We start from the raw sequence: 24,907 nt of genomic DNA, 5'->3' as shown, positions 1-24,907 counted from the left end.
ATGAACAGTAAATAAAAAAAAAATCCACTTCAAAATTTTGAAGTGGATTTTATTTGGTAACGTTCTTATAGAAATAAGAAATGGTATTATTTTATCATTTCGTAACTACGTTTTATAAAGTCGCTTAATTCTTTTCCTTTTAAAAGGCCTTGCGATAAACAAGCTAAATCTAAACTTTGCGTAATTAATTGTTCTTTTCTCTCTTTTTCTTCAGTGGCTAAAATATCGCTCACTAAAGACGAGTTGGTATTTACCACAAGATTGTACATTTCTGGCATATTACCCATTCCGAACATACCACCGCCACCTCCAGACGCTTGCATATCTTTCATACGTCGCATAAATTCTGGTTGTGTAATCATAAACGGAATAGCATCGCTATCTAAAGCTTCTAACTGCACCATAAATTTTTCAGAAGGAATAACGTCTTTTAAAAGATCTTCTAACGTTTTCGACTCGTCTTCGCTCAATTTAGAAATAGCAGTCTCGTCTTTTTTGATAAGGTTACCAACAGAATCAGCATCTACACGAGCAAACGAAATATTTTCTTTCGTGCTTTCTAGTTTTTGCATTAAATGCGAAATGATTGGAGAATCTAATAATAACACTTCGTAACCTTTTTCTTTAGCAGCTTCAATATAGGTGTGTTGCGCATCAGTATTACTGGTATAAAGAAGTATTAATTTACCGTCTTTATCGGTTTGATTCTCTTTTATTTTAGTCGTTAACTCTTCGTAAGTGTAATACTTACCGTCTACTGTTGGGTATAAAGTAAAAGCATCAGCTTTATCGAAGAATTTATCTTCAGAAAGCATTCCGTATTCAATAACCACTTTAATGTCGTTCCATTTCTTTTCGAAATCTTCACGGTTTTCATTAAATAGTGATTTTAATTTATCAGCTACTTTACGCGTAATGTAAGACGATATTTTTTTAACCGCACCATCAGTTTGTAAATACGAACGCGATACGTTTAACGGGATATCTGGAGAGTCTATTACCCCACGAAGCATTGTTAAAAATTCGGGTACAATACCTTCCACGTTATCGGTAACGTAAACTTGGTTTTGGTACAATTGAATTTTGTCTTTTTGAATACCCATATCCTGACTCATCTTAGGGAAATATAAAATTCCTGTAAGATTAAACGGGTAATCTACATTTAAGTGAATATGAAATAAAGGCTCTTCAAATTGTGACGGGTATAATTCTTTGTAGAAACTTTTGTAATCTTTATCCTCTAATTCCGTTGGCTGTTTTGTCCACGCTGGGCTAGGGTTATTAATAAAGTTATCGACTGTAATTTTTTCTGGAGTAGCATCTTCTTCAGCATCTTCAGCAAGTGGTAACGTTTCCTCTTTTGTTCCAAATTTAATTGGAATAGGCATAAACTTGTTATACTTCTGTAATAATGTGCTTATTCTAGCTTCTTCTAAAAACTCGGTAGAATCTTCAGAAATATGTAAAATAATTTCTGTTCCACGATCTTGTTTGTCGCATTCTTCTAAGGTGAATTCTGGCGAACCGTCGCAAACCCAATGCGCAGCTGGTGCATCAGCATTATGAGATTTAGTAAGAATTTCTACTTTTTCGGCAACCATAAATGCCGAGTAAAAACCTAATCCAAAATGACCAATAATTCCAGAATCTTTCGCCGCATCTTTATATTTATCTAAAAACTCTTCAGCTCCAGAAAACGCGACTTGGTTAATGTATTTCTCTACCTCTTCGGCAGTCATACCTATACCTTGATCTATAATGTGTAATTTCTTTCCTTCTTTATCGATTTTTACTTCAATAAACGGATTACCATATTCAGATTTAGATTCCCCGATGCTTGCTATGTGCTTTAATTTTAGGGTCGCATCTGTACCATTACTAATTAATTCTCTTAAAAATATTTCGTGATCGCTATACAAGAATTTTTTTATAAGCGGAAAAATATTTTCTACAGAAACATTAATATTTCCTTTTGCCATAATATTTAATTTATTTTTTCTCGATATCTCGAGAAGTTGTTTGTTGTTGAACTCTTGAAAAGTAATAGTCAACAAAAATGCCAATAGATAAAAAGTGACAAACTGTCAATATTGAATTATTATGCATGCATAATAAATAAGAATTTATTTTTTAAACCTTACTACTGAAAAGACTAAATTGCGATAGAATAACGTCTTAAATTGAAGCGTTATTGGTAACCTTTATGATTAAATAAACTATGTATAATTCAAAAATTATAGGATTAGGCCATTTTGTACCTGAACATATTGTCACTAATGAAGAGCTATCTCAATTAATGGACACCACAGACGAGTGGATACAAGAACGTACTGGAATACAAGAACGCCGCTGGGTTAAAGATTCTGGAGACACCACGTCTTCTATGGGAGTTAAAGCGGCAAAAATTGCGATTGAGCGTGCGGGAATAGATAAAGACGAGATCGATTTTATAATTTTCGCGACTTTAAGTCCCGATATGTATTTTCCTGGACCTGGCGTGCAAGTTCAAGAAGCTTTAAAAATAAAAACGGTTGGTGCGTTAGATATTCGCAACCAATGCTCGGGTTTTATCTATGCAATTTCTGTGGCCGATAATTTTATAAAGACTGGAATGTACAAAAACATTTTAGTAATAGGCGCCGAATTACATTCTCACGGATTAGATAAAACTACGCGTGGTCGCGGCGTCTCTGTCATTTTTGGAGATGGAGCAGGAGCGGCGATTTTAAGCAGAGAAGAAGACACTACAAAAGGAATTTTATCGACTCATTTACATTCGCAAGGGGAACACGCCGAAGAATTAGCTCTAATTGCACCAGGAATGGGCAAGCGATGGGTAAACGATATTATTGCTGATAATGACCCCAACGACGAAAGTTATTTTCCGCATATGAATGGACAATTTGTATTTAAAAATGCAGTCGTTCGCTTTAGTGAGGTAATTATGGAGGGACTTCAGAAAAACAACCTGAAACCTGAACATATTGATATGCTAATTCCGCATCAAGCAAATTTGAGAATTTCTCAGTTTATTCAGAAGAAATTTCAGCTAAACGATGATCAAGTATTTAATAATATCCAAAAATATGGAAATACAACCGCAGCGTCAATTCCTATTGCGTTATCTGAAGCTTGGGAGCAAGGAAAAATTAAAACTGGCGACACGGTGGTTTTAGCGGCTTTTGGAAGTGGTTTTACTTGGGGAAGCGTTATTATTAAATGGTAATAATTTTAAAGACACTAAATATACAATACTTAAAGATTAAAACAAAAAATCCCGAAGCTTGCTTCGGGATTTTTAAGTTATATACTTTACGTTTACTGTATTGCGAATTGAAATATAAAGGAAGACTAATTCAAATAAAATATAATTCGTTAACTGCTTTTTGTATCGGTATACTACGTGTGTCTTTTATTTTTATTGTATTGATTGTTAGGTTTTAACGAGGTTTGACAGTCGGAGGTTTTAATTGTTTGTTATTACTTTAAATAAAAAATCCTAGAACATAAGTCTAGGATTTTTTTGCTATTAATCAACAATAATTAAAAAATCGAAGTATGATTTAAATTATTACTGCAAATATAAGGTAAGAAACACGAGTGGTATTCTCATTTATAGAGGTTTGGGACAAGTTTAACTTAGTATTAAGTTTACTTTAGTACTAAAAAGTCTACAAAAAATTAGAAATCTGAAGCCGATTAAGCTCTAGGTTTCCTTTTCTATACTCATACTTAACACTAACCATGACTTTGCAACCAGGTAATTAAGGCTAATTAACCGATATTATATTTTTACAATTTTTTATTTGATTTTTTACAAAAGTCTATTACATTTAGTGGGTGTAACACTCTTTTTATTACATTGAAATAGTGAAACCCAAGAACCCTAATTTAAATAGATATTATATGAGCAAAAAAACACTAGTAATAGGTGCTTCTTTAAAACCGATTAGATATTCTAATATGGCTATTCAGAAATTAACCAATTACAAACACGAGACCGTGGCTATTGGTTTGCGAGGGGGCGACATTAATGGTGTCTCCATAGATGTCGATTTAAAAGACTATAAAAATATAGATACGGTAACCTTGTATTTAAATCCTAATCGACAAGAAGACTATTACCGCTACATAATAGGTTTAAACCCTAAGCGCGTTATTTTTAATCCGGGCACAGAAAATCCGGAATTTTACGATCTTTTGAAACGCAATAATATTGACGTTGAAATAGCGTGTACACTCGTCTTATTATCAACGCATCAGTATTAAATCGGTTTAATGTTCTTCTTTTTAGAAATAAGTAATAAGCCTAAAGCCATAATTACACCGTTTACAATTAAAATTTCGAAACCAATTTGGTACCCGTTAAACAATTGCATAGAGTAGCTATTTAAAACATACGAAACCAGTGGCGCTAAAAGGGCTATAATCCACACGTATTGGTCTTTTATTTGCTTTTTGGTGTAAATACCAAAGGCGAATAAACCTAATAACGGACCGTAAGTATACCCGGCTGCTTTAAATAATTCCCAGATAACAGAAACGTCTTTGAAAATTGTATCGAATAAAATGATGACGATAATTAAAAGGATACTGACTACTATATGGACTTGCTTTCTTATTCTTTTCTGCTGATTCTCTGGCTTCTTCTCTAAATCAATAATATCAATACAAAAAGAAGTGGTTAGCGAGGTTAAAGCCGAATCGGCACTAGAATATGCGGCTGCAATCAATCCTAGTAAAAAGAAAGCAGAAGTTACCAAACCAATCTCTGGGAGCATTGCAATGGTAGGAAATAAATCGTCTTTATTAGCTGTAATACCATTCTGTTGCGCGTATTGCGTAAGTAGTAAGCCTAAAGCTAGAAACAGAATATTCACAAAAACCAACACCACACTAAAAACGAGCATATTCTTTTGTGCGTCTTTTAAGTTTCGGCAGGTTAAGTTTTTTTGCATCATATCTTGGTCCAAACCGGTCATAGTGATAGTAATAAACATACCCGCAAGAAAACTTTTTATAAAGAACTGTGCATCATTAACGTCGTCTAGAAACAAGATTTTGCTCATTTCGCTCTCTTTTACATTCGATATTATAGCTGAAACACTATTTAAATCTAAAGCAGAAGCTAAAAATGAAATAGTAACCACCACAGAAATAAGCATGAACAGCGTTTGAAGCGTATCGGTGAAAATGATGGTTTTAATACCACCTTTAAAGGTGTACAACCAAATTAAAGCAATCGTAAAAATAACAGTAATTGGAAACGGAATTCCAAACTGGTCGAAAATAAGTAACTGCAATACTTTAGCCACTAAAAACAGTCTAAATGCTGCCCCAACAGTACGCGAAATTAAAAAGGCAACCGAACCCGTTTTATAACTCGTCACGCCAAACCGCTCTTTTAAATACGTGTAAATGGATGTTAAATTCATTTTGTAATACAGGGGAAGCAAAACATAGGCGATAACAATATATCCGAAAAAATAACCTAAAACAACTTGAAAATAACCAAACTGTTTCGTTTCTACTGCGCCAGGAACCGAAATAAAAGTGACACCAGAAAGTGACGCTCCAATCATCCCAAAGGCAACTAAATACCAAGGCGCCGATTTATTAGCTTTAAAAAAAGCAGCGTTAGAATCTTCTTTTCCAGTGAGATACGATATTAACATTAAAACGCCAAAGTAAGCGGCAATTAAAAGTATAATTTGAGTTGCAGACATTGTTTTAGATAAATTTCGGTGCGCCAAAAATACAAATAAGTTGGTTGCACCGCTTTAAAAAACGGATTAAAATATAGACCGCTATTGTACGGCAAAAGTTTAAAAAGTAGTAAATTCGCAACCATGGAATTTTCATCTAAACTTTTAGAAAAAGCAGTCGGCGAAGTATCGCAATTACCAGGTATTGGTAAGCGTACAGCGTTGCGTTTGGTGTTGCACTTATTACGTCAGCCAAAAGAGCAAACGCAAGGGTTAACAACAGCTTTAAGCGCTATGCGAAACGATTTAAAATTCTGTAAATCGTGCCATAATTTAAGCGATGTCGATATTTGTGAGATCTGCTCGAGTGTGCTTCGCGACAAAGAAATTATTTGCGTTGTAGAAGATATTCGCGATGTAATGGCTATAGAAAACACAGCTTCTCACAAGGGGATTTATCACGTTTTAGGCGGAAAGATATCGCCAATGGACGGCGTTGGTCCGCACGATTTAAACATCGTAACGTTAGTCGAAAAAGTAAAAGCAGGACACGTAAAAGAACTCATTTTTGCACTGAGTTCTACAATGGAAGGCGATACTACAAACTTTTATATTTTTAAACAGATTCAAGGATTGGAGGTTAAAACGTCTACGATTGCCAGAGGAATTTCAGTAGGAGATGAATTAGAATATGCCGATGAAATTACCTTAGGACGAAGCATATTAAACCGTATTCCTTTCGAGGCTTCATTAAAACAATAACCTGCATTTGAAGCTGTCTATTATCATATTAAATTACAATGTGCGTTACTTTTTAGAAGTGTGTCTACAAAGTGTGGAAGCAGCTATTTCATCTATCGACGCCGAAATTATTGTGGTCGATAATAATTCTCAAGACGATAGTTGTGCCATAGTGAGAGATAAATTTCCTAATGTTATCTTAATTGAAAATAAGGAAAATTCAGGGTTTTCGAAAGGCAATAATCTGGGATTTAAAAGAGCGAAAGGCGAGTATATTTGTATTCTAAATCCCGATACGGTGGTTGGCGAAACAACGTTCAGTAGTATTTTAGAGTACGCCAATACTAAAACTAATTTAGGTATTGTTGGGTGTAAATTGGTAGATGGTAGCGGGCAATTTCTTCCTGAGAGTAAGCGCCATATTCCAACGCCTAAAGTGGCGATTAGTAAAATGCTTGGACGAGATACCACATATTATGTGCATTCTTTAGGCCAAGATGCCGTAGGCGAAACGCCTGTTTTTGTCGGCGCTTTTATGCTCATGAAATACGCGGTTTACAATGAAGTTAATGGGTTTGATGAAGATTACTTTATGTATGGCGAGGATATCGATTTGTCTTATAAAGTGCTAAAAGCAGGTTACACTAACTACTATTTTGGTAAAACAACGGTAATACATTACAAAGGAGAAAGCACGTTAAAAGATAAGGTGTATGCCAAGCGTTTTTACGGAGCGATGCAAATTTTTTATAAAAAACACTTTAAAGGTAATCTAGTTTTTAATGGGTTTTTGTGGTTGGGTATCCAAATGGCAAGTCTTTTAAATGCCGAAAAACCTTCAATAGAATTAAAAAAGGAGGCCATTTTTGTCTGCGCTTCAAATGGTAAGAATGATTATACTGCGCGCTTTCCGTTTCCGGTGAAACAAATTGAACAGCTTACTCAAGCTACGCCCAATTCTGAAATTATTTTTGATGCTAATTATTTGACTTTCAGTGAAATAATTAGTGTGATTTCGGGTTCTGATAAGAATAAAAATTTCACTTTTAAAATTCTACCTAAAAACTCTAATTTTATCCTCGGAAGTAATTCTTCGAAATCTAGAGGGGAAGTTATTGCTTTTAAATACTAAAATAACAAAACTATAACAGCAGAATTATATTGAATAGTGAAAGAAATCGACTATTTTTTATTAATTTTGCACTCTAAAAAAGAAAACAGACCTATAAATTATTGATATGGCAAGATTTGAACTTAAGTTACCAAAAATGGGAGAAAGTGTTGCGGAAGCAACTATAACCTCTTGGCTTAAAGAAGTTGGTGATACTATTGAAGCAGACGAAGCAGTGTTAGAAATCGCTACCGATAAAGTAGATAGTGAAGTCCCAAGTGAGGTGGACGGTGTTTTAGTTGAAAAACTATTTAATGTCGACGATGTTGTTCAAGTAGGACAAACCATAGCAATTATAGAAACAGAAGGCGAGGTTAGTGCAACTACCGAAGTGCCAAAAGAGACTGCAACAGAAGCGCCTGCGCAAACTAAGGACGTAGAGCAAACGGTAACTTCTGCACAAGAAACAGCCGCGCCAATAGCCTCTAACGACGGTCGTTTTTATTCGCCGTTAGTTAAAAATATGGCAAAACAAGAAGGTATCTCGCAATCAGAATTAGATGCGGTTACTGGAACGGGAAAAGAGGGTCGTGTTACCAAAAATGATATGATTTCGTATTTAGAAAATAAAGACTCTAAACCAACTCCGGCTGCGGCACCAACAACGTCGGTACCAAAACAAGCGCCAGCGAAACAAGTGGCTCCTGTCGTTGCAAGTGGTGACGATGAAATTATTGAAATGACTAGAATGGGTAAATTAGTTGCTCATTATATGGTAGAATCTGTTCAGAAAAGTGCTCACGTGCAAAGTTTTATTGAAGCCGATGTGACGACAATCTGGAATTGGAGAAAGAAAGTAAAAGATAGCTTTATGAAGCGCGAAGGAGAAAACTTAACGTTTACTCCAATATTTATGGAAGCGATTGCAAAAGCGTTACGCGATTTCCCAATGATGAATATTTCACTTCAAGGTGACAAAATTATCAAGAAGAAAAATATTAACTTGGGTATGGCTGCAGCTTTGCCAAGTGGCGATTTAATTGTTCCGGTAATTAAAAATGCAGATCAGCTTAATTTGGTTGGAATGACCAAACAGGTTAATGACTTAGCTAGAAGAGCGAGAGAGAATAAATTAAAACCAGACGATATTCAAGGCGGGACGTACACAGTAACAAATGTAGGTACCTTCGGAAGTATTATGGGGACTCCAATTATTAATCAGCCACAAGTAGGGATTTTAGCGTTAGGTGCCATACGTAAAGTGCCTGCCGTTATAGAAACTCCAGAGGGTGATTTTATTGGTATCCGTTATAAAATGTTCTTATCGCATTCGTACGATCATAGAGTTGTAAATGGTGCGCTTGGCGGACAATTTGTTAAAGCTGTAAAGGATTACTTAGAAGCATGGGATGCTAAAAGAGAAATGTAATACTGATTAGTATAACAAAGAAATTGCATAAAAAAAGCACAGTTTTAAAACTGTGCTTTTTTTATGTAATAGAGTATGTATTCTATTTTAAATAATCTTTATAGGTTTTTTGTCTTTATCGATAGCGACAAACGTAAATTCTCCTGAAACTGCTTTTTCTCTAGAGTCTGAGTACATTTCTTCGACATAAATATCAACTTTTACTTTTAAGCTTGTGTTGCCTAAGTACGCTACTTTTCCTTTTAATTCTATAATAGTTCCTGCAGGAATTGCTTTTTTGAAATCTATTTTATCGCTACTTACCGTTACCATACGCTGACGGCTAAATCGAGTGGCGGCAATAAAAGCAGTTTCGTCCATAAGTTGCATTGCAGTGCCACCAAATAAGGTGTCGTAATGGTTCGTTGTGTTTGGGAAAACCGCTTTGAAAATAATGGTTTCAGAATGTTTTATGCGTTCTTCTATAGTCATAATTAAGTCGTTTTAGGCTTAGTTTTTTGCCGTTTTAAGATTGTAATTCTTGATGTCTTATTTGTAAATGGTCTAAATGGTAACTTAAAAGTTCTTTTTCCCCTACTGGCTTAAAACCCAATTTTAAGTAAAGCTTTTTAGCATTGGGGTTTCTTTTATCGACTAACAAACCTAGGGTTTCTTTGCGATTTACAACATATTCTTGTATTAAATGTTGTAAAAGCTTCGATCCAATACCTTGACCTTGGTGTGTTTTACAAACACCTAACGCATCAATATAAAATTCTCCATTTTGGGTCTCGTTTTCAATGTGTAATTGCGAGTTATAAAACGTTTTAATGTATTTAATAATAGGAGCGCGCAAGGTTTCTAATTGTCCGCCATCATAAATGTTTACGGCCGCGATGATTACCGTGTCGGCTTCAACAACAGTACAGTTTTCGTAAGAATATTGATTATTTTCTTGCTCAATAAAGTATTTCAAAAAGCGTCTCGCTTTATCGTAGTCATTCTCGGTGACTAGTTTATAGGTAATATCTTCCATTGCAAGTAATAATAATGTGGCGATGGTATCTGAATCTTTTCTTGTGGCTTTTCGAATTATCATTATCAATTAATTTTTAGAGTATAAGCTTAAAGTTTTCATATTTATAAAATGCTTACAAGTAAAAGTAACATAATAAAATTATATTTGCAGAAATCATATTACAATTACATGGAATTAAATCTCAAAAAGCCCATTTGTTTTTTCGATTTAGAAACTACAGGTGTTAATATTTCTAAGGATCGCGTCGTAGAAATTTCAATCTTAAAAGTGTTTCCTAATGGCAATAAAGAAAGTAAAACGTGGCTGGTAAACCCAGAAATGCCAATACCCGCAGAAACCACCGAAATACACGGTATTACTAACGAAAAAGTCGCTAATGAACCTACGTTTAAGGCCTTGTCGAAAGATATTAATGCAATGATTAAAGATTGTGATCTTGCCGGGTTTAACTCAAACCGATTTGATATTCCGCTTTTAGCAGAAGAAATGCTTCGGGCAGATATCGATTTTAATATGAAAAACAGAGTCGCTATCGATGTGCAAACTATTTTTCATAAAATGGAAAAACGCACCTTAGGCGCCGCATATCAGTTTTACTGCAACGAAAGTTTAGAAAACGCCCATTCTGCCGAGGCAGATACAAACGCAACGTACGAAGTTTTGAAAGCGCAAATAGAGCGTTATGATGATGTCGAAAACGATACGGCGTTTTTATCAGAGTTTAGTGCACACAAAAAGTTTGCAGATTTTGCAGGCTTTATAAATTTTAATAAAGAAGGCGTGGAGTGCTTCTCTTTTGGGAAACATAAAGGTAAAGCCGTAGTGAGTGTTTTAGAAAAAGAACCTGGTTATTTTGGGTGGTTATTAAATGCCGATTTTCCGTTATATACCAAAAAAGTGTTAACGGCTATTAAATTACGCGCATTCAACAATAAAATTTAAAAGATACTTACGCTTTATTTTAATTGCGTTTAAGCTACGGCGAGTTAACACTATTAGAGTTAACGTGTCTCTACACTTAAAGCCTACGAACTGAATTTAAATAAGTAAACCACTATAGTATTGCTAATTCTTAATAATTATGAAACTAATTTGTATAGGTAGAAATTATACCGAACACATAGCAGAACTTAAAAACGAAAAGCCCACAGAACCTGTCGTTTTTTTAAAACCTGATACTGCGATTTTATTAAAAAAACAACCGTTTTTTATACCGGATTTTTCAGACGATGTGCATCACGAAGTTGAAATCTTAGTAAAAATCAATAAGGTAGGAAAATACATCGATAAAAAATTCGCTCCCAAATATTATGACGAAATCGGATTGGGAATAGATTTCACAGCGCGCGATGTACAGCAGAAATTAAAAGACAAAGGCCTGCCGTGGGAAAAAGCAAAAGCGTTTGATGGTGCTGCGGTAATTGGCAAATGGAGGTCTAAAAGTGACTACGAAGATCTCAACAATATTAACTTTTCTCTTCAAAAAAACGATGAGGTTGTACAAAAAGGCAATACAAAATTTATGCTTTGGAAAATTGATGAGATTATAGAATATGTCTCTAAATATTTCACTTTAAAGATTGGAGATATTATCTTTACGGGCACACCTTCTGGCGTTGGTAGAGTGAAAAACAACGATAAATTAAAAGGCTATATGGAACAAAACGAAATGTTTTCAATTACAGTAAAATAATGGAGAATAACTATAAATTAAATCGCCTAAGAGAGTTAGCCGATAATGACCAGGAATTTTTAGAGGCTTTAGCACAGACTTTTTTAGAGGAAGTGCCAGCCGATGCAAATACATTAAAAGAAGCGGTAGAGAATGAAAATTATATGCTAACCTATCAAACGGCGCACAAGATGAAACCCACTATCGATGTGTTCGAATTAGGGGTTTTAAACGAGCTTGTCGATATTCAAGATTGGGGAAAAGACGAAAAAAGAAATGAAGATGTATCTATGCAACTTCATAAGGTATTAAAAGCTATTGATGCCGCAGCAGAAGAATTAAAAACAGATTTTAATTTGTAATTAATGCAAGCAGAAATTATAACTATTGGAGACGAAATTCTAATCGGACAAATTGTCGACACGAACTCAGCATTTATTGGAAAAATACTTAATTCCGTTGGTGTTTCAGTTTATCAAATCACTTCCATTCAAGACGATCGAGCGCATATTTTGAAAGCGTTAGCCGCAGCAGAAGCGAATGCTGATATTATAATTGTAACGGGCGGTTTGGGGCCTACAAAAGACGATATTACAAAACACACTATTTGCGATTATTTTAATGATCACTTGGTTAGAAATGAAGCGGTGACTATTAATATTGAACGGTTGTGGCGGGATTACGTGAAGCAACCTATGCAGCAAGTAAACTTAGATCAAGCATTAATGCCATCGCAATCACAAGTCTTAATGAATACTGTGGGGAGCGCTCCTGGAATGTGGATAGAGAAAAATAATAAAGTATTTATCTCGCTACCTGGTGTGCCCTATGAGATGAAATTATTGATGGAAAATGAAGTCATTCCGAAGTTAAAAAATAAATACAAACGGCCGTCTATTCTTCATAAAACACTAATAACTTACGGCATTGGAGAAAGTATGCTTGCTGAAAAAATTGAAGAATGGGAGACTAATTTACCTATTTTTATAAAATTAGCGTATTTGCCAAATTTCGGAAAAGTGAGATTGCGTTTATCGGCAATAGGAGCCGATCTTGAAAGTATAACACGCGCCGTTGATGCCGAGATACAAAAAGTAATACCCTTAATAAAAACCGAATATATTGGTATTGAAGAAGAAGATGGCGATTTGGAAGTGGTGATTGCAAAACAACTGACTAAATTAGGAAAAACACTTGCTTTGGCCGAAAGTTGTACAGGTGGAAAAATAGCAGAATTGTTTACGTCGCATTCAGGAGCTTCAGCTTACTTTAAAGGCGGTGTGGTAACATATGCTACTCAAAGTAAAATAGATATCTTAGGCGTGCCAGAAATACTAATCACAACACACTCGGTGGTGAGTGCCGAAGTTGCAGAAGTGATGGCGCAAAAAGCAAGAGTATTGTATAAAAGTGATTTTGCACTGTCTACAACGGGTAATGCCGGACCAGCAAAAGGCGACTCGGAGGCCGAAGTGGGAACCGTTTTTATTGCTTTAGCGACAGAAAACGGTGTTTTTTCTCAAAAATTTGAATTAGGAAGCAATCGTGAAAGAGTCGTGAACAAGTCTGTTAATAAGGCTTTAGAGCTTTTACAAAAAGAAATATTTAAAATTTGATGAAAAACAGATTGAGATTTCTAAAACATTTTATATATTTGCACCTCGATTTTTAATAACATCATTTTTAAAGTTATATAGTAATGTCAAGAGTTTGTGAACTTACAGGAAAAGTAGCGATGGTTGGAAACAACGTGTCGCACGCAAAGAATAGAACGAAGCGTAAATTTAACGTGAACTTATTAAAGAAGCGTTTTTTCATTGCTGAGGAAGATAAGTGGATAACTTTAAAAGTTTCTGCATCAGCATTAAAAACAATCAATAAGATTGGAATTACGGCAGCAATTAAAGATGCTAAATCTAAAGGATTTTTAAAATAATAGCCAATACGGTTTAAAAGCATAAGAAAATGGCAAAAAAAGGCAACAGAGTACAGGTAATATTAGAATGTACGGAGCACAAAGAATCTGGGAAACCAGGGACGTCTCGTTATATTACAACAAAAAATAAGAAAAACACGCCAGATAGAATGGAGATTAAGAAATTTAATTCTGTTCTTAAGCGTATGACAGTTCATAAAGAAATAAAATAATTGAGTCATGGCAAAGAAATCAGTAGCATCATTACAGACAGGATCTAAAAGATTATCAAAAGCAATAAAAATGGTAAAGTCTCCAAAAACAGGAGCTTACATGTTTATTGAGTCCATTATGGCACCAGAATTAGTAGACGAGTTTTTAAAGAAATAAGTTATACTTCTTATATACAATTTATAGTAAGCTGCTTTCGTTTAGAAAGCGGCTTTTGTTTTTTATATAATATTGTGTTACTTTACGTTAGTTTTAATGACAAAGTTTCAGTTTGTAAAAATAAGGCTCAAAATTTGTTATAGAGCCTATAGACAGTTTGTTTAATAGAGTGGGAATTACTGTCTTTAATTACTTAGCCAACACACAACAATATGAGTTTTTTTAAAAAAATATTTTCTTCAGAAAAAAAAGAAACCTTAGACAAAGGACTTGAGAAAACGAGTAACTCCTTTTTAGGAAAGTTAAGTAAAGCCGTCGCTGGAAAATCTAAAGTAGATGAAGATGTTTTAGATAACTTAGAAGAAGTTTTAGTCTCTAGTGATGTCGGTGTTAACACAACACTTAAAGTGATTAGTCGTATCGAGGAAAGAGTATCTAAAGATAAATATTTAGGAACAGCCGAACTTAATAAAATTTTAAGAGAGGAAATTGCCGGACTATTATCTGAAACCAATTCTGGAGAAGAAGTAGAATATTCTATCCCAAAATTAGCGCCACAAGCTAATGGTGCAAAAACACCGTATGTTATAATGGTGGTTGGTGTTAACGGCGTTGGTAAAACAACAACTATTGGGAAGTTGGCGTATCAGTTTAAAAAGAAAGGCTTAAAGGTTGTACTTGGAGCTGCCGATACCTTTAGGGCGGCTGCCATAGACCAATTACAGGTGTGGGCAGATAGAGTGGAGGTGCCAATGGTACGCCAAGATATGGGAAGTGATCCTGCAAGTGTCGCGTTCGATGCGTTACAATCAGGCGTGTCTCAAGCGGCCGATGTTATTATTATTGACACTGCCGGACGTTTACACAATAAGGTAAACTTAATGAACGAGCTTACAAAAGTAAAACGGGTAATGCAAAAAGTGATTGGCGATGCGCCACACGATGTGTTATTAGTTTTAGATGGTTCTACTGGACAAAATGCATTCGAGCAAGCCAAACAATTTACTGCCGCAACCGAAGTGACGTCGCTAGCCGTTACAAAATTAGACGGTACTGCAAAAGGTGGCGTGGTGATAGGTATTTCAGATCAGTTTAAAATTCCAGTAAAATATATAGGTGTTGGCGAGGGTATTGAAGATTTACAAGTCTTTAATAAATTCGAATTTGTAGATTCATTCTTCAAATAAAACACCACTTACATGCTATAGTAAATACAGTATAAAAAATTGAAGCTCTATTACAGCTTCAATTTTTGTTTTAATTTAATAGCAATATTAGGGCAACTGAAGATATTTCGGTCAAAAAAAGCTGTCGGAAGTGTGGCAAAGGCACTCCAAAATAAAAAAAATAAACGTCTGCAAAGTGCTATTTTGTTTTAAATCTTAAAACATCGAAAAGGTTTAAATATCGTTGTATCTTTGCAATCCAAAATTATTATATGCGTACTAAATCACTTAAGAAGAACAAAATCAATGTGATCACTCTTGGTTGTAGCAAAAATGTATACGACAGCGAGGTTTTAATGGGACAGTTAAAAGCGAGCGGAAAAGATGTGGTGCATGAAGAGGAAGGAAATATTGTGGTTATTAACACTTGTGGTTTTATAAATAATGCCAAAGAAGAGAGTGTCAATACTATTTTAGAGTACATGCAAAAAAAGGAAGATGGCGAAGTAGATAAAGTATTTGTTACCGGTTGTTTATCTGAGCGCTATAAACCAGATTTACAAAAGGAAATCCCGAACGTAGATCAGTATTTTGGTACCACAGAACTTCCAGGATTATTAAAAGCATTGGGTGCCGATTATAAGCACGAATTAATAGGAGAACGTTTAACGACCACCCCTAAAAACTATGCCTATTTAAAAATTGCCGAAGGGTGCGATAGACCATGTAGTTTTTGTGCGATTCCTTTAATGAGAGGAAAACATAAAAGTACACCTATAGAAAATTTGGTTGTTGAAGCTGAAAAGCTTGCAGCAAACGGGGTTAAAGAATTGATTTTGATTGCGCAAGATTTAACCTACTACGGATTAGATATTTATAAGAAACGAAATTTAGCTGAGCTGTTAGAAAACTTAGTGAAAGTTGAAGGTATTGAGTGGATTCGTTTACACTATGCATTTCCAACAGGATTCCCTATGGATGTCTTAGATTTAATGAATCGTGAGCCTAAAATCTGTAACTATATAGATATACCTTTACAACATATTACCGACTCTATTTTAAAGAGTATGCGTCGTGGTACGACCAAGGAAAAAACGACAAATTTGTTAAAAGCGTTTAGAGAAACCGTACCAGGAATGACTATTCGTACCACTTTAATAGTGGGGTATCCAGGAGAAACACAAGAAGATTTCGAAGAACTTAGAGACTGGGTTCGCGAAATGCGTTTTGAGCGTATGGGCTGTTTCACCTATTCTCACGAAGAAAACACACACGCTTTTAATTTAGAAGATGATGTGCCGGAAGATGTAAAGCAAGACCGTGCTAATGAAATTATGGAAATTCAATCTCAAATTTCTTGGGAATTGAATCAAGAGAAAATCGGACAAGAATTAAAGGTGGTTATCGATAGAAAAGAAGGGGATTACTTTGTGGGGCGTACCGAATTCGATTCGCCAGATGTAGATAATGAGGTGTTAATTAACGCGTCTAAAGTGTATTTAAAGACGGGAGAGTTTGCACGGGTTAAAATTACCGAAGCTGCAGATTTTGATTTGTATGCCGATGTGGTAAGCTAAAACGCGTTGAACACTATAGTATTAAAGAGTAATCTAAGCCATTAGATTACTCTTTTTTTTGTTCTTTATTAATTTTATTAATGGCGTACTCTATAGATTTATCGGGTTCTATAATATTGTATTTGCCCCAAAAATCGGGTTCCGAAAATCCTGACGCTTCATCTTGTAAAATAGCATTTGTTTTAAGCTTGTCTCTGTTTTTAAGCGTGCTTTTAGCGGTGTTGTCTTTCCAATTCGTAATGGCCATTTCACTTTGTAAAGTATAGCGGGTATTAAAAATTCTGTTTTTCCATTTTACTTTAAAAGCTAATGTTATCTTACTATACGCAAACTGCCATTTGTTATTGTCATTTTTATAATGAACAACGTATGCCGCTTCGGTAGGGTACACAACAGCTTTTCGTGGTTTTTTAATAATGAATAGATTAGTCGCCTGTACTCTGTTTTCTACATTTAAGTTAAAAGCCGAACGCGTTAGTGCGAAGCTATTGGCATCGATGTAGAGTTTGCCGTAATACAAAGCGTCTGTATTATTTTCTTTTTGTTTAAAAGCGACTACATAGACTAAATTGTTATTAATTTGTGTTGATTTTTCGAATGAAAAGTTATAACTGTCTAAATTGTTTTCATTAAAAACATACTCAGAATATTTTACTATGTCGGTATGTAGCGCACTATAAGGGCCGCCTTGAAGTTTTAAAGCCACAGTATCCAGTCTAGCGTAATTAGTTTGTTTACGAGCTTTTATAAGCGTTATATCATCTTGTTTATAACTCGTGTAGGGTTCTTTATAAATAGACACCACAGCTTCAGATAAAGACGCATTTCTATTTCGGCGCTTAATGGTTTCTCTATAAAAACCGGTCATAATCACTTCATTATTAAAATAATTTTCATCCTTTAATGATAACATTTTTTTGACTAAATTTCTAGCATTATTTGGGGTGTTTATATCAACTTGAGCTAAAACGGTAGGAGAAACGTCTAATTTTATGGTCGTAAAGTCTTCTTGTAAATCGGCAATCGTAATCACTCGTTTATTGTAGCCTAAAGCAGTAATGGTAACAAAGTTTTGAGTAGCTTCAGAAGGATATTTTAAAGTAAAAACACCTTCGGAATTGGACACGGTACTAATATTCGAAATGTTTAACTGCAATCGTGCTAGCGGTATAGGGTTGTCGGTTTGAGCGTCTATAATTTCACCTTTTATAGTGTCTATATTTTGAGCTTGCACACTGCTTATACAGACTACTAAAAATAAAAAAAAGAGAATTTTTATCGCTTTATTGCGGCGCGCTTTAAATTGTTGAACTTTCATAACAATAGTATTTTTTCACTTCATAAATTACGAAAAAAACGCTTTCCATTCGTAATCTTTTATACAAATTTTAAGAGCTGACTTTATGCAAAGAGCCTTATCTTTGTTGGAGAATTGATATTGACTATGCCAACAGACTATATTTCATTTAAAGATACCGGTTTTTTTTCTAAACTAATCGGTGATTATCTTTCTGAAAAAGAAGAACTTCGACCGTTTTATAATAACTTTCCGAAACTTGAAAATTTTAAGCTTCAAATGGAAGCGAAACAAAAAACAATTTCTAACGAAACACGATTGGTGTTGGCAAATGCTCTCCAATCGCAATATAAAAATACAGAAACGACGTCTGCCGTTTCAGAAAACATAGCAGCTTTAAGAGAGAATAATACGTTTACGGTAACGACGGGGCATCAGCTTAATTTATTTACGGGACCGCTATATTTTCTATATAAAATTGTATCGACTATTAATTTGGCCAAAGAATTAAAAACCGAATATCCTAAAGCCAATGTTGTGCCTGTTTACTGGATGGCAACGGAAGATCACGATTTTGAAGAAATCAATTATTTTAATTTCAATGGAAAAAAAATTCGATGGAATAAAGACGCTTCCGGTGCTGTTGGAGAATTAAATACTGAAGGTTTAGAACCTGTTTTTAACCTGTTTTCTAAAGAATTAGGTTTGGGTGATAACGCAAATACGCTTCGCGATCTCTTTAAAAAAGCGTATTTAGAGCACGATAATTTAGCAGAGGCGACCCGTTTTCTTGCAAATGAATTATTTAAAGATTACGGATTGGTTATTATTGATGCTAATTCTAAAACGTTAAAGCAAGAGTTTGCCCCTTATATAAAACAAGAATTATTAAAGCAAACCGCTTTTCAAGAAGTGACTAAAACAAGTGGGGCTTTGAGTGCCGTTGATAGCGATTATACTCTTCAGGTTACTCCTAGAGAGATTAATTTATTCTACAACATAAAAAATGTACGGGAGCGTATTATTTTTGAAAATGACAGTTATAAAGCGCTAAATACTCAGCTTTGTTGGACGGAAGAGGAATTGTTGAAGGAGGTCGATACACATCCAGAGCATTTTAGTCCCAACGTTATTTTACGTCCGTTATATCAAGAAGTTATTTTGCCAAATTTATGTTACATTGGTGGTGGGGGAGAATTAGCGTATTGGTTTCAGTTACATGATAATTTTAAAGCTAATGGGGTTGTTTTTCCAATGCTATTAATGCGTAATTCGGCAGTAATAAAAACCGTAAATCAATCTAAAAAGCAACAGCAATTGGCTATTTCTAATCAAGATTTATTCTTAAAACGCAATACTTTTATAAACAAGCGTGTGCGCGAAATATCGAATATTGAAATTGATTTTTCTGAGCAAATTCAGCTTTTAAAAACACAGTTTAAAGAGTTGTATGCGGTAGCCGAACACACCGATAAGTCTTTTGTTGGTGCTGTCTCTGCACAAGAAAAGAAACAAATTAACGGATTGCAACATTTAGAAAAACGATTACTTACTGCTCAAAAACGCAAATTGAAAGATGCTATTTCAAGAGCAACAGCGATTCAAAATGAGTTATTCCCGAATGAAAATTTACAAGAAAGAATTACAAATTTTTCACAGTTATATGAAGAGTTCGGCGATACATTAATCCCGAAACTCCTTCAAGAACTTCACCCTTTAAACGACAATTTCGTAATATTAGAATTGTAAAAAAATGCACAAAATAGATTTAGGATTAGTCGAAATGACTATGGATGTTATGAAATATGCCATAGATCGTATTTCGGCAACAGACAGAAAAATAGGGAAACCCTTAAAAGCTGAAGAATTAAAAAAATTAGTTGGCGAAACTATCACCGATAAAGGAATTGGAGGCGAAAATGCCTTTAATTTATGGAAACAGCATTTGGCCGCAGCAAATGTACCGGTCGATCACCCTAGAAATTTAGCGTTTGTTCCGGCGGCACCAACGAAAGCCGCAATAATGTTCGATTTAGTCACTTCGGCGTCGAGTATTCATGGCGCATATTGGATGGAAGGCGCCGGTGGTATTTATTGTGAAAACGAAGCAATGCACTGGATGGTTTCCTTAACGGGATTGCCAGAAGGGGCGTTTGGCGTTTTTACTAGCGGCGGAACAGCAGCAAACCTGTCGGCTTTAGTTACGGCTCGCGAACATTGGCGTGAAAACGAAAGCAATAGAGGTAGAAAAGGATTAATGATTACCTCTAGCGGTGCTCATTCTTCGGTAAAAGCTATGGCGAAAGTTATTGATGTCGACGTACTTTTAGTGGAATCTGAGGAGGCACTTCAAGGCGGTAGTTTACAGCAAACTATTTCAGAATTATCCATTACAGAGCGCCAACGCTTATTTGCTATTGTAGCTACTGGAGGAACTACCAATGCAGGGATTATTGACGATTTAGAGGGGATCGCTCAAGTCTGTGAAGATGAAAATTTATGGTTTCACGTGGATGCAGCTTACGGCGGAGGCGCTTTAGTAGCCGATTCTGTAAGACACTTATTTAATGGTATTGAAAGAGCCAATAGTATTACGATCGACCCCCATAAATGGATGTTTTCACCTTACGATTGTGGAGCGGTAATTTACAGAGAGCCGCAATTAGCAAAAAATGCACACTCTCAACAAGGTTCTTATTTAGATATTTTTAAGGATGAAGGTGCGCATGGGTTTAATCCTGCCGACTACCAAATACAATTAACACGTCGTGTTCGTGGATTGCCTTTATGGTTTTCTTTAGCAATGCACGGTGTGGATAGATATAAAAAAGCTGTAGAACGCGGACTAGAATTAGCGCAAATAGCTGGTAAAATGATTGAAGCACATCCAGATGTTGAACTCGTTAGAGCGCCAAGCTTATCGTGTGTTTTATACAGAAGAATAGGATGGGAGCCAGAAGATTACACGGAATGGACTTACGAAAACCATCGAAAAGGGTTTGCTTTAGTTACACCAACAAAATATAAAACAGGCGATACTTACGAGACCGTTTCGCGCTTTTGTTTTATCAATCCAGACACCACAGAAAAAGACATAGAATTAATATTAAACTCGATGCACTAATTTTTATTAGAGTATCATTTATTTTTTTATAATTAAATAGTATTTTTGCACATGCAACACGACAAGGTATTAATATTAGATTTCGGATCGCAATACACACAACTTATTGCGCGTAGAGTTAGAGAACTTAACATCTATTCTGAAATACACCCATTTAACAAAATTCCAAAAAACGTCTCAGAATATAAAGCGGTCATACTTTCTGGTAGCCCAATGTCTGTAAGATCGGTGGAAGCTTTTCATCCAGATTTAGCAGAGATTAGAGCCAAAAAGCCACTGTTAGCAGTGTGTTATGGCGCTCAATATTTAGCCCATTTTTCAGGTGGAGAGGTAGCCCCTTCAGACACAAGAGAATATGGTAGAGCGCATTTGAGTTATGTTAAGGAAGGAGAAACATTTTTTAAAAACATACAAAAAGGCAGTCAAGTTTGGATGAGTCATAGCGATACTATTAAAAGTCTTCCAGAAAATGGCGAGCTTTTAGCAAGTACCGAAGACGTTAAAAATGCGGCGTATAAAATAAAAGGTGAAGAGACGTACGCTATTCAGTTTCACCCAGAAGTGTATCATACTACTGATGGAAAACAATTATTAGAAAATTTCTTAATTCATATTGCGAAGTTAAATCCAGATTGGACACCAGATAGTTTTGTGGAAGAAACGGTCGCCAAACTTCAAGCACAAATTGGAAACGATAAGGTGGTTTTAGGGCTTTCGGGTGGAGTAGATTCTAGTGTAGCCGCGATGTTATTGCATAAAGCTATTGGAGAAAATCTATACTGTATTTTTGTAAATAATGGACTACTTCGTAAAAACGAGTACACCGACGTATTAGAACAATACAAAGGTATGGGCTTAAATGTAAAAGGGGTAGATGCTTCGGCACGCTTTTTGGATGCGCTAGCAGGAATTAGTGATCCAGAATTAAAGCGTAAAGCTATCGGTCGTGTGTTTATTGAAGTTTTCGACGACGAAGCGCACCAAATTCAAGATGTAAAATGGTTAGCGCAAGGTACTATTTACCCCGATATTATAGAAAGTGTATCGGCAACTGGTGGACCAAGTGTAACCATTAAGAGTCACCATAATGTTGGCGGATTGCCCGACTTTATGAAACTTAAAATTGCTGAACCATTAAAAGCATTATTTAAAGACGAAGTGCGTCGCGTAGGTGCTTCAATGGGAATGGATAAAGCCTTATTAGGGCGTCATCCTTTTCCTGGGCCAGGTTTAGCCATTCGTATTTTGGGAGATATTACGCCCGAAAAAGTAAGGTTATTGCAGGAGGTAGATGCCGTTTTTATTAACGGGTTAAAAAACGCAGGGTTATACGATAAAGTATGGCAAGCGGGTGCAATACTATTACCAGTAAATAGTGTTGGTGTAATGGGCGATGAACGTACCTACGAAAAATGTGTCGCTTTACGTGCTGTAGAAAGTACAGATGGAATGACCGCGGATTGGGTAAATTTACCTTACGAGTTTTTGCAAAAAACATCTAACGACATTATTAATAAAGTAAAAGGTGTAAACCGAGTGGTTTACGATATTAGTTCTAAGCCACCAGCAACAATTGAGTGGGAATAAATATTAAAACGTGTTTTATAGCGTTTAAAGAGACTAATTATAACAATCGTATTAGTAAGCGCGTTATCTTAAAGAGCGCGCTTTCTTTTGCTTCATTTTGAACTCTATTATTAAAATGAGAAAGAAGGTTAAGTTGTTAGTATAGTAGTTTTTAAAGTATAATAAGTATATGAGAAAAATAATAGTTACAGCATTAATAGCATTGAGTTTTTTAGGATGTTCTTCATTGCAAGGACAAGACTATTCCACACATAAAGTGACTTCTGGAGAAACCTTAGAAAGTATTTCGAAACACTATAAAGTGTCTGTTCCTGCTATCTTAGGATTAAATCCAGACGCGAGAAAAGGATTAAAAAGCAATACCGTTTTAATAATTCCGAAAGAGGGCACTTTAATTAGTAGCCCTATTCGAAATGTTGCCGTAGTCAATGAAGTTGAAAAGTTTATTTCACACAAAGTAAAACGAAAAGAAACGCTATATAGCTTATCTAAAACTTACAATATTCCGCAAGCTGAAATTAAAAAATACAATACCTTTTTATATGCTAATAATTTAAGAAAAGGGGACGAGTTACAAATTCCTGTTCTTAAAAAAGTTGCTGAAACTGTAGGTGGTGAAGAGGGTAGAACCAACACCAATGTGGAGACTGAAAAAAACACATCAGAGACTACAAATACTTATGTGGTGCAGCCTAAAGAAGGAAAATGGCGAATCGCTTACAAATATGATATTACGGTTAAAGAGTTAGAAGATTTAAATCCCGGTTTACCAGAAATTCTGCAACCTGGAGAAACTATAAAAGTTCCGAATCTTAAAACGAAAGCGATTAAGAATGTCGATGAAAAATATAGTTATTATACTGTTTTGCCAAAAGAAGGATTTTACAGATTAAAGGTGAAAACCGGATTAGACCAAGCGGTGTTAGAGCAATTAAATCCAGGGTTAGCTGAAACGGGTTTAAAGGAAGGAATGGTGCTTAAAGTGCCATACGATAGAAGTTTGGCTGCCGAAAATAATTCTGAAAGCATTCCAATGCCAGGAAACGAGTTATTAAGCACGAATTTAGCATCGCAGTTGGGTGTTAATAAAGCAGGGGTGAAGGAAATAGCGATTATGCTTCCTTTTAGATTACATAAAATGGATGTAGATACTGCCGATACAAAAGAATTAATCAAAAACGATAAAACCTTAAGTATCTCGTTAGATTTTTATTCTGGAGCGTTAATCGCTTTAGATTCCCTTAAAAAGTTAGGTGCTAATCTTAAAGTGACTGTTTTCGATACAAAGAATATGCATAGCGAATTGCTTTCTATTTTAGATAATAACAACTTTAAAAATACCGATGCTGTAATTGGACCGCTAATGCCGAAGAACTTTAATACGGTTGCTTCAGCCCTAAGGAACGATACGGTTGCCGTTGTCTCTCCAATTACCAAAACGGTAACTTTAGGCAGTAATGTGTTTCAGTCTAGAGCTTCAGATGCCGATTTAGAAAAAGCAATTATTCATCATTTCAAAAATCAACCGGCAACTAACTTTGTTTTCGTATCCGATCAAAAACACCGAGCGAAAGCTAATACGTTAAAAACTGAATTTATTGGTGCCTCTTCAGTAAGTTCGCGCAACGATAAAAAGACAGGAAAGGACGCTTTTTATATTTTCGACCAAGATATTATTAAAGCCTTAAAACCGGGGAAAAATGTGGTGTTTTTAGAAACCGATAATTCAGGATTTATATCTAACGTAACGAGTATTTTAAACTCTTTAAACGATTCTGATAAAAGAGAAATTACGTTAGCAACTTCTGGACAGAATAAACCTTTTGAAGCAGATATAGTCTCTAACTATCACTTATCTAATTTAAAATTCACGTATCCAGCAGTCTCTAAAGTGGTTAATGAAGATGAAAATAATAGCTTTGTACGCACCTACGAAAAGCAATATGGTTTAACACCAAATGCTTATGTAGTAAGAGGTTTTGATGTGACTATGGATGTTGCTTTACGCTTATTAACTTCAGACGATTTATATTTATCTGTTAACGATGCGCCTTTAACTAAACACGTAGAAAGTAAGTTTTCATATAAAAAGAAATTATTTGGAGGGTATTTTAATGACGCCGTTTACATTGTGCATTATAACAATTTAAAGATAGAAGAGGTTAAGCAATAAGT

The 24,907-nt window shown here is 35.2% G+C and carries 23 protein-coding genes; 18 read left to right on the top strand and 5 right to left on the bottom strand.

The features are described 5' to 3' along the window. Nucleotides 1–86 precede the first annotated feature (86 nt). Nucleotides 87–1,979 (bottom strand): molecular chaperone HtpG, encoded by a 1,893-nt coding sequence (htpG, locus tag ES677_RS02500; protein ID WP_148380341.1) that lies wholly within the window; start codon nucleotides 1,977–1,979, stop codon nucleotides 87–89. A 239-nt stretch (nucleotides 1,980–2,218) separates the two neighbouring features. On the opposite strand from htpG, the gene ES677_RS02495 reads away from it, so the two are divergent. Together ES677_RS02495 and ES677_RS02490 are read left to right on the top strand one after the other, a co-directional pair. Beyond that, nucleotides 2,219–3,226, top strand: a complete 1,008-nt coding sequence (locus ES677_RS02495) for a 3-oxoacyl-ACP synthase III family protein (RefSeq protein ID WP_148368116.1) — start codon at nucleotides 2,219–2,221, stop codon at nucleotides 3,224–3,226. A gap of 680 nt (nucleotides 3,227–3,906) precedes the next feature. After that, nucleotides 3,907–4,269: a CoA-binding protein gene (locus ES677_RS02490; RefSeq protein ID WP_148380340.1), complete on the top strand. Its 363-nt coding sequence runs from the start codon at nucleotides 3,907–3,909 to the stop codon at nucleotides 4,267–4,269. Here the strand turns inward: ES677_RS02490 and ES677_RS02485 are convergent. Then, entirely contained in the window at nucleotides 4,266–5,726 is a 1,461-nt protein-coding gene (locus ES677_RS02485) for a sodium:solute symporter (protein WP_148368114.1), read from the bottom strand. The two genes, ES677_RS02490 and ES677_RS02485, sit on opposite strands and share 4 nt — an antisense overlap. Before the next feature lie 123 nt (nucleotides 5,727–5,849). On the opposite strand from ES677_RS02485, the gene recR reads away from it, so the two are divergent. The 3 genes from recR to ES677_RS02470 all read left to right on the top strand — a co-directional run bounded on the left by recR (nucleotide 5,850) and on the right by ES677_RS02470 (nucleotide 8,986). Beyond that, the gene (gene recR / locus ES677_RS02480) at nucleotides 5,850–6,467 is read left to right on the top strand and encodes a recombination mediator RecR (protein WP_148380339.1); all 618 of its coding nucleotides are present in this window, start codon (nucleotides 5,850–5,852) and stop codon (nucleotides 6,465–6,467) included. 7 nt (nucleotides 6,468–6,474) lie between these two features. Further along, entirely contained in the window at nucleotides 6,475–7,578 is a 1,104-nt protein-coding gene (locus ES677_RS02475; RefSeq protein ID WP_148380338.1) for a glycosyltransferase family 2 protein, read from the top strand. Nucleotides 7,579–7,684: 106 nt separating this feature from the next. Continuing rightward, a complete protein-coding gene (locus tag ES677_RS02470) occupies nucleotides 7,685–8,986 on the top strand; it encodes a dihydrolipoamide acetyltransferase family protein (RefSeq protein ID WP_148380337.1) in 1,302 nt (433 codons plus the stop codon). A gap of 87 nt (nucleotides 8,987–9,073) precedes the next feature. Here ES677_RS02470 and ES677_RS02465 read toward each other — a convergent pair whose 3' ends face one another. Both ES677_RS02465 and ES677_RS02460 read right to left on the bottom strand, forming a co-directional pair. Further along, on the bottom strand, nucleotides 9,074–9,457 hold the full coding sequence (locus ES677_RS02465; RefSeq protein WP_148368110.1) for an acyl-CoA thioesterase: 384 nt from the start codon (nucleotides 9,455–9,457) through the stop codon (nucleotides 9,074–9,076). 34 nt (nucleotides 9,458–9,491) lie between these two features. Then, nucleotides 9,492–10,064, bottom strand: coding sequence for a GNAT family N-acetyltransferase (locus tag ES677_RS02460; protein ID WP_148380336.1), 573 nt, complete (start codon nucleotides 10,062–10,064; stop codon nucleotides 9,492–9,494). Between the two features lie 108 nt (nucleotides 10,065–10,172). On the opposite strand from ES677_RS02460, the gene ES677_RS02455 reads away from it, so the two are divergent. From ES677_RS02455 to rimO, 9 genes are all read left to right on the top strand, one after another. Continuing rightward, on the top strand, nucleotides 10,173–10,946 hold the full coding sequence (locus ES677_RS02455; protein ID WP_148368108.1) for a 3'-5' exonuclease: 774 nt from the start codon (nucleotides 10,173–10,175) through the stop codon (nucleotides 10,944–10,946). Nucleotides 10,947–11,085: 139 nt separating this feature from the next. Continuing rightward, on the top strand, nucleotides 11,086–11,697 hold the full coding sequence (locus tag ES677_RS02450) for a fumarylacetoacetate hydrolase family protein (RefSeq protein ID WP_148380335.1): 612 nt from the start codon (nucleotides 11,086–11,088) through the stop codon (nucleotides 11,695–11,697). Beyond that, nucleotides 11,697–12,038, top strand: a complete 342-nt coding sequence (locus ES677_RS02445) for an Hpt domain-containing protein (protein ID WP_148368106.1) — start codon at nucleotides 11,697–11,699, stop codon at nucleotides 12,036–12,038. The genes ES677_RS02450 and ES677_RS02445 overlap by 1 nt, the downstream gene beginning before the upstream one ends. A gap of 3 nt (nucleotides 12,039–12,041) precedes the next feature. Continuing rightward, complete coding sequence (locus tag ES677_RS02440) at nucleotides 12,042–13,292, top strand: CinA family nicotinamide mononucleotide deamidase-related protein (protein ID WP_148380334.1); 1,251 nt, start codon at nucleotides 12,042–12,044, stop codon at nucleotides 13,290–13,292. Between the two features lie 83 nt (nucleotides 13,293–13,375). Then, nucleotides 13,376–13,612 carry a 50S ribosomal protein L28 gene (gene rpmB, locus ES677_RS02435; protein WP_148368104.1) on the top strand — a complete coding sequence of 79 codons (237 nt, stop codon included), beginning with the start codon at nucleotides 13,376–13,378 and terminating at the stop codon, nucleotides 13,610–13,612. A 29-nt stretch (nucleotides 13,613–13,641) separates the two neighbouring features. Next, complete coding sequence (gene rpmG, locus ES677_RS02430) at nucleotides 13,642–13,824, top strand: 50S ribosomal protein L33 (RefSeq protein WP_148368103.1); 183 nt, start codon at nucleotides 13,642–13,644, stop codon at nucleotides 13,822–13,824. 7 nt (nucleotides 13,825–13,831) lie between these two features. Then, on the top strand, nucleotides 13,832–13,981 hold the full coding sequence (locus ES677_RS02425; RefSeq protein WP_148368102.1) for a DUF4295 domain-containing protein: 150 nt from the start codon (nucleotides 13,832–13,834) through the stop codon (nucleotides 13,979–13,981). A 212-nt stretch (nucleotides 13,982–14,193) separates the two neighbouring features. After that, nucleotides 14,194–15,168 carry a signal recognition particle-docking protein FtsY gene (ftsY, locus tag ES677_RS02420; RefSeq protein WP_148368101.1) on the top strand — a complete coding sequence of 325 codons (975 nt, stop codon included), beginning with the start codon at nucleotides 14,194–14,196 and terminating at the stop codon, nucleotides 15,166–15,168. Nucleotides 15,169–15,419: 251 nt separating this feature from the next. Then, entirely contained in the window at nucleotides 15,420–16,724 is a 1,305-nt protein-coding gene (rimO, locus tag ES677_RS02415) for a 30S ribosomal protein S12 methylthiotransferase RimO (RefSeq protein WP_148380333.1), read from the top strand. Nucleotides 16,725–16,770: 46 nt separating this feature from the next. Here the strand turns inward: rimO and ES677_RS02410 are convergent, their stop codons facing one another. Continuing rightward, nucleotides 16,771–18,042, bottom strand: a complete 1,272-nt coding sequence (locus ES677_RS02410; protein ID WP_148380332.1) for a carboxypeptidase-like regulatory domain-containing protein — start codon at nucleotides 18,040–18,042, stop codon at nucleotides 16,771–16,773. A 126-nt stretch (nucleotides 18,043–18,168) separates the two neighbouring features. Here ES677_RS02410 and bshC point away from each other — a divergent pair, with 126 nt between their 5' ends. From bshC to ES677_RS02390, 4 genes are all read left to right on the top strand, one after another. Continuing rightward, on the top strand, nucleotides 18,169–19,770 hold the full coding sequence (gene bshC / locus ES677_RS02405) for a bacillithiol biosynthesis cysteine-adding enzyme BshC (RefSeq protein ID WP_148380331.1): 1,602 nt from the start codon (nucleotides 18,169–18,171) through the stop codon (nucleotides 19,768–19,770). Nucleotides 19,771–19,774: 4 nt separating this feature from the next. Next, nucleotides 19,775–21,145, top strand: a complete 1,371-nt coding sequence (locus ES677_RS02400) for a pyridoxal phosphate-dependent decarboxylase family protein (protein WP_148380330.1) — start codon at nucleotides 19,775–19,777, stop codon at nucleotides 21,143–21,145. Nucleotides 21,146–21,196: 51 nt separating this feature from the next. Further along, nucleotides 21,197–22,732 carry a glutamine-hydrolyzing GMP synthase gene (guaA, locus tag ES677_RS02395; protein ID WP_148380329.1) on the top strand — a complete coding sequence of 512 codons (1,536 nt, stop codon included), beginning with the start codon at nucleotides 21,197–21,199 and terminating at the stop codon, nucleotides 22,730–22,732. A 169-nt stretch (nucleotides 22,733–22,901) separates the two neighbouring features. Beyond that, entirely contained in the window at nucleotides 22,902–24,905 is a 2,004-nt protein-coding gene (locus ES677_RS02390; protein ID WP_148380328.1) for a LysM peptidoglycan-binding domain-containing protein, read from the top strand. Nucleotides 24,906–24,907 lie beyond the last annotated feature (2 nt).

The organism is Bizionia gelidisalsuginis, assembly GCF_008086185.1.
Taxonomy (GTDB): Bacteria; Bacteroidota; Bacteroidia; order Flavobacteriales; family Flavobacteriaceae; genus Bizionia; species Bizionia saleffrena.
This window is presented reverse-complemented; position numbering and strand designations above follow the sequence as displayed.